The 11,630-nt window shown below is 47.1% G+C and carries 6 protein-coding genes; 3 read left to right on the forward strand and 3 right to left on the reverse strand.

The window, feature by feature from the left end:
• Positions 1 to 272 precede the first annotated feature (272 nt).
• A complete protein-coding gene (locus V4C51_RS15390) occupies positions 273 to 1,409 on the reverse strand; it encodes a tRNA nucleotidyltransferase/poly(A) polymerase-related protein (protein WP_330927064.1) in 1,137 nt (378 codons plus the stop codon).
• Positions 1,410 to 2,443: 1,034 nt separating this feature from the next.
• On the opposite strand from V4C51_RS15390, the gene putA reads away from it, so the two are divergent.
• Together putA and V4C51_RS15400 are read left to right on the forward strand one after the other, a co-directional pair.
• Entirely contained in the window at positions 2,444 to 5,611 is a 3,168-nt protein-coding gene (gene putA / locus V4C51_RS15395; RefSeq protein WP_330927065.1) for a bifunctional proline dehydrogenase/L-glutamate gamma-semialdehyde dehydrogenase PutA, read from the forward strand.
• 226 nt (positions 5,612 to 5,837) lie between these two features.
• The gene (locus V4C51_RS15400; protein WP_330927066.1) at positions 5,838 to 7,718 is read left to right on the forward strand and encodes a hypothetical protein; all 1,881 of its coding nucleotides are present in this window, start codon (positions 5,838 to 5,840) and stop codon (positions 7,716 to 7,718) included.
• Positions 7,719 to 7,800: 82 nt separating this feature from the next.
• Here the strand turns inward: V4C51_RS15400 and tcdA are convergent, their stop codons facing one another.
• A complete protein-coding gene (tcdA, locus tag V4C51_RS15405; protein WP_330927067.1) occupies positions 7,801 to 8,580 on the reverse strand; it encodes a tRNA cyclic N6-threonylcarbamoyladenosine(37) synthase TcdA in 780 nt (259 codons plus the stop codon).
• A gap of 165 nt (positions 8,581 to 8,745) precedes the next feature.
• Positions 8,746 to 10,485: an arginine--tRNA ligase gene (argS, locus tag V4C51_RS15410; protein ID WP_330927068.1), complete on the reverse strand. Its 1,740-nt coding sequence runs from the start codon at positions 10,483 to 10,485 to the stop codon at positions 8,746 to 8,748.
• 424 nt (positions 10,486 to 10,909) lie between these two features.
• Here argS and V4C51_RS15415 point away from each other — a divergent pair, with 424 nt between their 5' ends.
• Positions 10,910 to 11,494 carry an SPOR domain-containing protein gene (locus V4C51_RS15415; RefSeq protein WP_330927069.1) on the forward strand — a complete coding sequence of 195 codons (585 nt, stop codon included), beginning with the start codon at positions 10,910 to 10,912 and terminating at the stop codon, positions 11,492 to 11,494.
• Positions 11,495 to 11,630 lie beyond the last annotated feature (136 nt).

Genomic DNA, 11,630 nt, shown 5'->3' on the forward strand with positions numbered 1-11,630 from the left:
CTGCTTCTTCGTCAAATAGCCCCACTATTATCCTCAGAAGCAGAAATTTTTATCCTCAATTTCTCGTAATCCTCGCTACGGGCGCTATTCTCGGTCAGGTTCCTAGCCGTCGGTGGCTTAGGAAGCTTTTAACACTGCTTTTTCTGGTTACACGGCGCCACTATGCTCTTGGGTAATCGAAAAACAGACAGCTTTTCCATCGGTTCTGCTTTTCGATGATGAGCAATTTCTTAGAAAAAGCCATTGGTATGATAGGTATGATAGGTATGATATTATTCCTTAACAATTAAAAGTTGACTAACGATGTTTACTCGCTGTTGCATTACCTTCTTGCCAACATCTTTGCCTGTATAGCCCGCATCAATAAATGGATAGGCGCTGACTTTACGACAGGCATCAAGTTGCTTGAAAATGACAGGGCGTTTATCTGATAGCATACCCGTTGATGAGATACCTAAATAGTAGCTGCTTGCCAAAGCGCTCATAAACCGTTCCGGTTTACGAAAAGCGTCGGTTTTCTCAAACAGATCAACTAAAGCTTCTGCTTCCATCCCTTGATGCGCGGCAATGAGTGCTGACAGGTACTTGTTGACTAGAAGCGCTACTTCAGCAAAAGCATTAGGGAAGCACCTCTTTTTAAAAAACGCTGATAGCTGTTTATAGCTGATAGTAGCAGAAGGAGGAAACAAGGTGGCAAATCGAATGCGGGTATTTTCTTCAGCCTTTGCTGCCTGAGATAAAGCGGGTAAGGCTGGGCTGTCATCCGTAAGAAAGTCAGTCAGCAAGGGTAATACAACAGGCAGCGCGCCACAGGAAAAGAGCGTGTTAAAATAAACGTCTGGCGTCTTTTCTTTTAAAGCATTGACCGTTTCCTGCCATATACGCTCAGGAACCAGGTAGCCTGGCTCTCCACTGTCGACTACTTTTTTCATTAATCGGCGTGTTTCAGCAGCGATGGTAAATCCCTTATCATAAAAACGTGCCGCAAAGCGCGCCACTCTCAATACTCGCAAAGGGTCCTCTTCAAAGGACGCTGATACGTGACGCAGCTTTCTATTATGGATATCTGTCTGCCCACCGTAGGGATCAATAATATTTCCCTCGCTATCTTGCGCCATGGCATTGATGGTTAAATCGCGGCGAATCAGATCATCTTCTAACGTCACATCTGGCGCGCTATAAAAGGTAAAGCCGCCGTAACCATGACCAGATTTTCGTTCTGTCCGGGCCAGGGCGTATTCTTCCTGGGTATCGGGGTGTAAAAAAACCGGGAAATCCTTACCTACGGGGCGAAACCCCCGAGCCTTCATGGCATCGGGGGTTGCGCCTACCACCACCCAGTCCCTGTCTTTACTGTCGATGCCTAACAACCGGTCCCTTACTGCGCCACCAACCAGATACACTTTCATAATAGTAGATTCGCTATCCCTGAGAGGCTGTCTTCAACGTTGTGCTGCCAGGAGCCTGTCCGAGAATAGACTACCCTACTGCGGTTGCGATAAATTGGTCTAAAAATTCCTGCTTCTTCGTCAAATAGCCCCACTATTATCCTCAGAAGCAGAAATTTTTATCCTCAATTTCTCGTAATCCTCGCTACGGGCGCTATTCTCGGTCAGGCTCCTAGTTGGGAAAACAAGCCTGAAAAACCAGATTTACTCATTAAACAGCCAACTGTTCATCGCTGAATATCGGCTTGTTAAAAAACCATCGTAACTCATTGCTTTATCATAACCTGAAGTGGGTGTGATACCGAAAAGGCATTTCGATACACCATGAATCTGAATTCACTCGTTGATCCCTTTCAACGTGCCAGGAGCTTTATTTCTCATGGGGAAAACGGTGCTCAACTGCTGAATTCAGGAGGAACGATCACTAACAATGGTTGAATAAAGCCATTAAGAGGCTTGATGCAGACTTCCAGGACATTGCCAGCTATGTACCTGATGACATTATATCGGCAACTTTATTGTCTTAGGCGCCTGTCTGACTTATGCTTTCGAGCATAAAATTCAGTAGGGCGAGTCAGAATTTTCGATCAATTTGCGCGAATAGTTGGCCTATTTAAGCAAATTGATCGGAAATTCTGGCCGCACTTTCTCGCACTTTCTCGCACTTTCTGGATTTCAGGCCGAAATTGTCTTAACCCGGATATTTCATAAACTGCCCTTAGAGCCGCAAGGAGCAAGCAAGGCCAGGAGCATGTTTATCAAATATCCGGGTTAAGTCCGACAGGCTCCTTAGCGCAATAAACTGGAAAATCTTGATCCAGATGCTTGCCTACTCTGAAAAGTCATTATAGCCTTCGCGCTACAACATTGAGTAACGAAAGAAACGCATACTTTCAGCTATCGTTGAACCCATAGTTGTTATTGTTTTTAAACGGCTTGGCCGACAAATGCATTGAGGGATGTCTGATGATGGCTGTCAATATAGGGAACCCGGTATGTTCAAAGCCTCAAATGCCTTTGATGCTGACTTTATCCGTCAAGATCAGCAGACCCTTTGGGAGATGATTTCTCCCCATTATGTAATTGATGAGTCTCAGTGGCTCACTGAACTACTGGAGCAGGCGGCACTGCCCGCATCGCTCAAAGCCAATATTACCAGCCGGGCCACCCGTTTAGTGGAGCAAGTGCGCGAGCGTGACGATGCCCTGCATATTATTGACTCCCTGTTGTTGCAATATAGCCTTGATACCCATGAGGGCATTCTGCTGATGTGTCTGGCAGAATCGCTGATGCGTATTCCTGATAAGGAAACGGCCGACGCGCTGATTCGCGACAAGCTCAGCGTAGCAGACTGGGAAGCTCACCTGAGCAAAAGTGACTCTATTATTGTTAACGCATCCACCTGGGGTTTAATGCTCACGGGCAAGGTGGTGAGTTTCGATAACAATCAGGACGGTTCTGCTTCAGGGGTGATCCATCGCCTGGTCAATAAAGTGGGTGAGCCGGTGATTCGTCAGGCGGTTAACCAGGCGATGAAAATCATGGGTAAGCACTTTGTTCTGGGCCGTACCATTACTGAAGCGTTGAAAAATGGTCGCAAGCCTCGTGAAAAAGGGTATACCTACTCCTTTGATATGCTCGGTGAGGCGGCACTGACAGCGGATGATGCAGCGAAGTATCATGCTGCTTACTGTCAGGCTATTGAGTCTGTAGGTGCTGACAACTTTGCTGCTGCCAAGTCACCACGTCCAACGATTTCTATTAAACTGTCCGCCCTGCATCCCCGTTATGAAGTGGCGCAGGAGAATCGTGTGCTCAGTGAAATGACGGAGTCTGTGCTGAGGTTGGCGCGCATTGCCCGTGCCAAAGGCGTTGGCATTACCATTGACGCCGAAGAGCAAGATCGCCTGGAGCTGTCCCTTAAACTGTTCAGAAAAATCTATAACCATCAAGACTGCAAAGGTTGGGGTGGTTTTGGACTGGTTGTGCAAGCTTATGGTAAACGTGCGCTGCCGTTACTTTGCTGGCTGACGGCTATGGCTCGTGAACAGGGTGATACCATTCCCGTTCGTCTGGTAAAAGGCGCTTACTGGGACAGTGAAATCAAATTGTGCCAGCAGCAAAGCATTAGCGGCTACCCGGTCTATACGCGAAAAGAGTCAACGGATGTGGCTTATCTGGTGTGTGCCAGGTTTCTACTGGGGAAAGGCGCTCAAGGTTACCTGCTGCCTCAGTTCGCCAGTCATAATGCTGAGACTGTCGCGACTATCTTGTCGGTTGCTGAGCACCGGGACTTTGAGTTCCAGCGCCTTCATGGAATGGGGGATGCGTTATACAACACCGTCATTGAGCAGGAGGTGATCCCAGTTCGTATATACGCCCCTGTGGGCAGTCATAAGGACTTGCTTCCTTACCTGGTTAGACGCTTGCTGGAAAATGGCGCGAACTCTTCATTTGTTCACCGATTGGTAGACGCTAAAATACCCGCGGCAGATCTGGTGCGCCATCCTGCCGATATTTTGAGGGGGCACGAGCATCTGGCGAATCAAAATATCCCCCTGCCCGCCGACATTTTTGGCAGCGAGCGCAAAAACTCCAGCGGTATCAATATTGACATTGCTTCCCAGTGGCAGCCGTTCAGGCAATCTGTTGAAGCGTTTCTTCACAGGCAGTGGCATAAAGGCCCCATCATTGATGGTCAACAGGTTGAAACGAGTGTACAGCATGATGTGTTGTGCCCTTACATAAGCCACGACGTTGTGGGTAAGATGCACTGGGCCACAGAAACTGAAATTGATCGTGCATTGACGTCTGCTTCCTCGGCGTTTATACGCTGGAATAACACCGATGTTGAAGAACGAGCGGTGTGTCTGGAAAAACTTGCGGATTTGTTAGAGAAGCACCGTCCTGAGCTGATTGCCCTGTGTCACCGTGAAGCGGGTAAAACCATTCACGACAGTATTGATGAGGTGCGCGAGGCTGTTGATTTCTGTCGTTATTATGCTAATCAGGGGAGAAAACGCTTTTCCGGCCCTATACCTTTGCCGGGACCTACGGGTGAATCCAACGAGCTGTATTTGACTGGCCGTGGTGTTTTCCTGTGTATCAGTCCATGGAACTTTCCCCTGGCGATTTATATTGGTCAGATTGTTGCTGCTCTGGTGGCAGGCAATACCGTTATTGCCAAACCGGCTGAACAAACCAGCCTGATTGCTGCCAGAACCGTTGAATTAATGAAAGAAGCGGGTTTTCCGGCAGACGTATGCCAACTGTTGCCAGGTGAGGGAGCAGCCATTGGTGGCCGTCTATTGAAAGATCACCGTATTGCCGGTGTTGCCTTTACCGGTTCTACAGAAACAGCCCATGTGATTAACCTGTTACTGGCGCAGCGTGGTGGTGCCATTGCGCCACTGATTGCTGAAACCGGCGGCCAGAATGCCATGATTGTTGACTCCACAGCACTGCCCGAGCAGGTGGTAACCGATGTCGTACAGTCTGCCTTTGCCAGTGCCGGCCAGCGGTGCTCTGCTCTGCGTATTTTGTTTATACAGGAAGACATTGCCGACCGTGTTATAACGCTGCTCACTGGTGCAATGGCTGAGTTGAAAGTCGGTGACCCGACATTGCACGAAACGGATCTGGGTCCCGTTATTGATGGTGATGCCAAAGACGCTCTGGAGCAGCATATTGCCCGGATGACCAAAGAGGGGACTTTAATTGCCCAGACCGCTTTGCCGGGGGCTACCTCCGTTGGTCATTTTGTGGCACCAACAGCCATTGAAATCAGTGATATCTCTGTACTGGAAAAAGAACAATTCGGTCCGGTTCTCCATGTTATCCGTTACCAGGGGGCTGATCTGAAAAACGTGGTTGATCAGATTAACAGCGCAGGCTACGGTTTAACCCTCGGCGTACATACCCGCAATGAAGTGACTGCTCAGTTTATCGAAGCCCATGCCCGTGTGGGCAATACCTATATCAACCGTAACCAGATTGGCGCTGTTGTCGGTGTCCAGCCATTTGGAGGTTTGGGGCTTTCTGGTACGGGTCCAAAAGCAGGTGGTCCCCACTATCTGCCGCGCTTTGCCACTGAGCGTACTCGCACTATTAATACAACCGCTGTTGGTGGTAACGCTACGTTGCTGTCATTGGGTGAAGGGTAAGCGAATAGTGTTGTTTAAAATGACCACCGGTAGCTATTGCTGCGGGTGGTTTTATTCTTTTGTTAGCCTTGGTTAGTTTTATATAGTTGCCATTTCTTTAAACTCCGCTATACATAACCTATGTTATATCTTCATCAATTTTTATGATTGCATGATACAGGTATGTTTTTATGAAAAAACTACACGTAGTTGTTATTTTACTTTCTTGTAATTTATTGAAAGTCACATGACTTTTTCAGAAGGTTATTTTATGAAATTATCCGTAGACTCATCCTGTTTTTTTTTATTAGCCAGCCCTTCTTTACGTCAGATTATTCTAACTAAATTATTATCTCTATTCGTCGGCTTTGCTAGTTTCAGTGTGCTTTCCATTGTGACCTATCCCGGGGAAGCAGGGGTTGTTTGGGCAGTAAAAGATTCTGCCAAAGCAAAAAAACCTGCGAGTTGTTTTCTAAGGTTTGCGCCTTTAAAAAGAAGAACAAAAAACATGACATTCTCTTCTGATAAAACCACTACCACTGCTGGTTTTGAAGAAGACCCCACCAAAGACACTAACCCTCAAACAATAACAAGTGATAGCGATCAAACAATAACAAGTAATAGTGACCAAACAACAAAAAGCATATTATCCTTAAGTAAAATGTCTTCCAATGATGAACAACTCTCCGCCGAAGGCAGTCGCGGTCCAATAAAAAAGAACGTGAGATTTGCTGATGATAAACCTGATGTTATTGAACCCAAGGTTGCGGAAAAGTTATGGAATGAGTGTAGAAGTAAAATAAAACACTGTGCTGACCAAAAAAAACAAAATCCAGGAACACAAGCCAAAGAAACTAAAGGTAGTCATAGTAAGAGCCTCAAGCTTGGTGGAGATAAAACAGTAGCAATGAAACTGAATGCAAAGCCTATTGGCGATGAGTTATTGTGTACATCTGACTATCTGGAAAAACAAACAAACATGCCACCTGATAGAAAACTTGTTGAAAAAACACTATCACACAACCGGCCTGTGGAAAATGGTGAGAAATACAAAGGAGGGAGAGAAGAGCCTGTTTTTAAAAGAGCTGAAAGCGCTGAAGGCGCTGAAGGGAAAGCGTTTTTTGAGAAACTTGCAGATGGAACAATAGCTATTACTGAACCGGAGGATTTTACCGCGAACTTATTAGATAATCCAAAATTATTCCTTATAAACCCTGCTGATAAGCCAGTAACATTTGACTCAACAGTATCTGATAAGTGTGTAAAGGAGGGAAATGAGTCTATATTCTCAGATGGATTACCTCTTGGTTGGTACGTGCCGGATAAGGCTAAATTTACTGTAGAGTTTAAGCAGTCAAAAACAGGTCCTGCGTACAGCAAAATTAGCTGGAACAGTGATGATTTTACTGACAGATGGTTAAAGCTGATAAATTATAACGTTATTGATCCTGACTCTGAAGATAATCACGATCTCTTGCTATTTGGTATTTATTATAAAAAACCAGCAAGAAACAATAGAATCATAGTGGAAGCTTTTGCTATTGCAGACAATGGGGAAGAATATGAATTATTTGATGGCGCTCTCGTTATATTCAAAAGAGTTTATTATTATGATTATATCGCCATTCCAAAAGACTACTATAAGCTCATGGGTAAATTCAGGTTGGGTTTTAGGATAGATGTAAGTAGCGCTGAATCTATCTGTATTATTGATACATTCCTGACTCAAGGGAAGGCAGATTATACTCAATATGACCCCATAGGCGCGGCATATGGTAAATATGCCAGCAAAAGAATGGAGCACGAATACGTCTACTTGCTTCAGGAATTTGCCACTAAACTGCACTTAGGCTCGTTTAAGCGAACAATGGGGACATTTGTTTTACGTGAAGCAATAAACCCTGACAAACAGACAGTATTTTGTATGGATGAAAAAACAAGAAAGTCTTATAAATGCACACCCGTTATTTCGTCTGAAGGCGCTGAAGGTACGAAAAACTTCCAGGTGGAAACTACCGATTTACTGGAAGGCAAAATGATGTTCGTTACCTTACCCAAATGGGTACCGTTTGAGAGTAACCGAGAGGCAGCCTCAGATTCCGTTGAACAAGCGCAAGGGACTTTTTAGCCCCCTTATATTGGTGGTTGCAACCTTTTAAGACGGCCTCTAACTGCCATGGAGGCCGCCCTTCTCACAAACAGCTTTCAGGCTATTGTGTCAGCTTTTTAACCACCCTGGCCGCGGCCACAAAACCAAAGGTGGCCGTCACCATTGTACTGGCCCCAAACCCACTGGCACAGTCCATCGCCATGGAGCCTCCGGTTGCGGGTTTTTGCTGACAAATACTGCCATCAGGGTGTGGGTAAACGGCCTGCTCCGTTGAGAAGACACAGTCCACACCGAATTTGCGTTTAGTGTTTTTATTAAACCCATGCTGGTCTCTTAGCTGATTGCGAACCTTACGAGCCAGCGGATCGTGCCAGGTTTTGGTCAAGTCAGTTATTTGTATTTGGGTGGGGTCCATCTGCCCACCAGCACCACCGGTGGTGATGATTTTAATTTTGTTGTATTTACAGTGGGCGATTAGCGCAGCCTTGACCCGAAAGTTATCAATGGCGTCGATCACATAGTCAAAAGCCGGTGTGATAAGCTCCCCCATAGTCTCGGGGGAAATAAAGTCGTCTATTACCAGCACCCGACACTCTGGATTGATGGCGCTTATCCGTTGAGCCATGACCGCAACTTTCGATTGCCCGATGGTGTCCCTGGTTGCATGCAACTGACGATTAGTGTTGGTGACACAGATGTCGTCCAAATCAATAAGGGTTATTGTACCCACCGCCGTCCGTGCCAGCGCTTCGGCGGCCCATGACCCGACGCCGCCTATGCCAATCACACAAATATGAGCCTGGAAAAGGGTATTTACGGCTTGATGGCCGTACAAACGGCGGGTTCCCCCAAAACGGTTTTCGAAGCTCTCTGATGACATGGTGTCTCTTTCAATAATCTCTCAGGCTGAATGATAACGGCTGGTGAACAAAGATATATAACGGCTCAAAGGGGCTGATTTCAGTTAACCTGAATTCAGTTCAACGCAGGGGGAAGAGGTAACACAGAAAAAAGCCCCAAATGCAGGGGCATTATCTGTTTGAGGTTACATTTTTTCAACGGTGTTGATGCCCAGCAACCCCAGCCCCAGGTTAAGGATACGGGCTGTCAGCGCGCACATGAGCAAGCGGCTGATTCGCACCTCATCAGCAACCCCCTCCTTGTTCACCGGGCATACTTCATAGAACTTCATAAAGGTAGCGGAAACGTCATAAAGGTATGCGCAGAGTTGATGAGGCATGCCCTCTTTAGCGCAGGACTCAAGCACTTCGCTGAACTGGTTCAGCTTCAACGCTAATTCACGCTCAGTGACTTCTGTAAGGGTAATCGTACCTTTGAGGTCGCGCTCTGTTACGCCAGCTTTGCGGAAAATGCTTTTCACGCGGGTATAAGCATACAAGATGTAAGGTGCCGTGTTACCTTCAAACGACAGCATATTATCCCAATCGAAGACGTAATCACTGGTGCGGTTTTTCGACAGGTCGGCATACTTTACCGAACCCATGGCAATGGCTTTGATAACCTGTACTTTCTGTTCTTCGTCGAGATCGGCGGATTTGGTGGCAATGACCACAGCAGCCCGCTCTTCAGCCTCGTCGAGCAGGTCAGCCAGTTTGATGGTACCTCCAGCGCGCGTCCTGAAAGGTTTGCCATCTTTCCCCAGCATCATGCCCAGGGCATGGTGTTCCAAAGACGCATGGTCGGTGGAAAAACCGGCTTTTTTGGCAATGGCGTAAATCTGCTCAAAATGTTGTCCCTGGCGGGCATCAACATAATACAACACCCGGTCAGCATTCAATGTGTGGCAACGATGGCGAATAGCCGCCAGGTCAGTGGTTGTGTACAAAAAGCCACCGTCGGACTTACGGACAATCACCCCCATGGGTTCCCCTTGTTTGTTTTTGAATTCATTCAAAAACACCACCTGAGCGCCTTGGTCTTCGGTCAGCAGACCTTTATTTCCCAATGCCCTGATGATTGTCGGCAGGCTGTCATTATAAGCACTTTCACCCATGACATCAGCGGGTGTCAGAGATACATTGAGACGGTCGTAGTTTTCCTGATTGTGTGCCAGGGTCACATCAACCAGCTTTTTCCACAGCTTCAGACAGTGGTTATTGCCACTTTGAAGATCAACGACATAGTTGCGTGCTTTTTCAGCAAAGTCGCTGTCATCATCAAAGCGCTTTTTGGCTTCCCGGTAGAAGGTTTCAAGGTCAGCAAGCTCGAGTCCTAACGCTTCATGATTATTTTTTTCTAACTCTTCAAGGTGGGCAATGAGCATACCAAACTGCGTTCCCCAGTCACCGAGGTGATTTTGGCGAATCACTTTATGGCCCAGAAACTCCAGCGTTCGCACAGATGCATCACCTATAATGGTCGAGCGCAAGTGCCCTACATGCATTTCTTTTGCTACATTCGGTGCGGAATAATCCACTACGATAGTTTGCGGTTCCGCTTTGACAACACCCGCGCGCTCGTCGGCAATGCAGTTATTCAGACTTTTTGCCAGCCATGTGGGAGACAGGTGGATATTGATAAAACCGGGGCCGGCAATCTCTGTTTTTTCAGCGATAGTGCCCAGATCAAGGTGTTCGAGCACTGTCTGAGCCAGTTCCCTGGGATTGGTACCCATTTTTTTAGCGGCGGCCATCACCGCATTACATTGGTAATCACCAAAGTTGGTACGGGCACCGGCACGTACCATAGGAGGGGTGTCGGCTGGGACACCGGCTGCAATCAGCGCTTTAATCACATGATCTTCAAGCAGCTTGAGAATATTCATGAATGAGTCCTTACGGTCAAACTCGCTAGGAGCCTGTCGGGCTTAAGCTTTCGAGCATGAAATTCAGTAGAGCGAGTCAGATTTTTCGATGGATTTGTGCGAATAGTTGACCTATTTAAGCAAGTTCATCGGAAAATATGACCGCTCTTTCTGGATTTCAGGCCGAAATTGCCTTAATTCCGACAGGCTCCTGGCTATCGTGTCACGTTGGCCGTGGCTGGCCGCTTTCAGTTACGTGAACGTGTTGTCATCTATGTGTTATGGTATCAGAACAAAGGCGTCACCGGCTTGTTTCTTGGCGAGAAAAACGGAAGAAAGGGGCCGGTAACGGGATTCTTATAGCGAGTATGCTATTGAAAAAGCGCAGAACCCTCAAGAAACGGGTAAAGTTACTGTTAATGGGATTCAGGATTCTCCAACAACCATGAGCGTACGTCCAACTTCACAGCGGGGTGCCAGCAAGGCGAAACAGCCCCAGTCAACCTCACCGCTAGCCCATGTACCCGCTTGGGCATGGCTGTTAACCGGATTGCTTGGGGGAGTAATCATAGCGGGTATGTTGGGCATTAACGCGAGGAAGGAATCACCGCCTCCTGAAACCATGGCAGAAGGTAGCACAAGTGAACAGCCAGCCCCGGTTTTTGATTTCTACACCCTGTTGCCAGAATCAGAGGTAACCCTCGCAGGCTCCGGTGAGACGATAAAAGTGCCTGTTGAAAAGGCAAAAAACACATCTGAAGCTGCCGCGCCTGAATACACTGATCAAACACTGTCTGACCGTTATCTGATTCAGGCCGGCTCATTTCGCAGCGTTAAAGATGCTGACAGGCTTAAGGCACAGCTCCTGATATGGGGGCTTAGCCCGCGGGTTGAAAAGGTTACTGTGGGCAATAATGAGTTCTGGCATCGCGTGCAGCTAGGACCTTTCAATACCCGGGATGATCTCTACAGCGCTCAGCAGGTTCTGGCTCAGCACAAAATAGACAGCTTATTATTGAAGATGAAATAAACGAACTGCCCCGTACAGAGGCATGCTGAATTTATACCAATCAAACTTTCTAGGAGCCTGTCCGAGAATAGACTGCCCTACTGCGGTTGCGATAAATTGGTCTAAAAATTCCTGCTTCTTCATCAAATAGCCCCAC

The sequence above is a fragment of the Candidatus Sororendozoicomonas aggregata genome (genome assembly GCF_031528575.1).
GTDB lineage: Bacteria > Pseudomonadota > Gammaproteobacteria > Pseudomonadales > Endozoicomonadaceae > Endonucleibacter > Endonucleibacter aggregata.

Coding starts and splice junctions, on each gene's coding strand:
- V4C51_RS15390 (WP_330927064.1), bottom strand. CDS start 1,409: ATGAAAGTGTATCTGGTTGGTGGCGCAGTAAGGGACCGGTTGTTAGGC.
- putA (WP_330927065.1), top strand. CDS start 2,444: ATGTTCAAAGCCTCAAATGCCTTTGATGCTGACTTTATCCGTCAAGAT.
- V4C51_RS15400 (WP_330927066.1), top strand. CDS start 5,838: ATGACTTTTTCAGAAGGTTATTTTATGAAATTATCCGTAGACTCATCC.
- tcdA (WP_330927067.1), bottom strand. CDS start 8,580: ATGTCATCAGAGAGCTTCGAAAACCGTTTTGGGGGAACCCGCCGTTTG.
- argS (WP_330927068.1), bottom strand. CDS start 10,485: ATGAATATTCTCAAGCTGCTTGAAGATCATGTGATTAAAGCGCTGATT.
- V4C51_RS15415 (WP_330927069.1), top strand. CDS start 10,910: ATGAGCGTACGTCCAACTTCACAGCGGGGTGCCAGCAAGGCGAAACAG.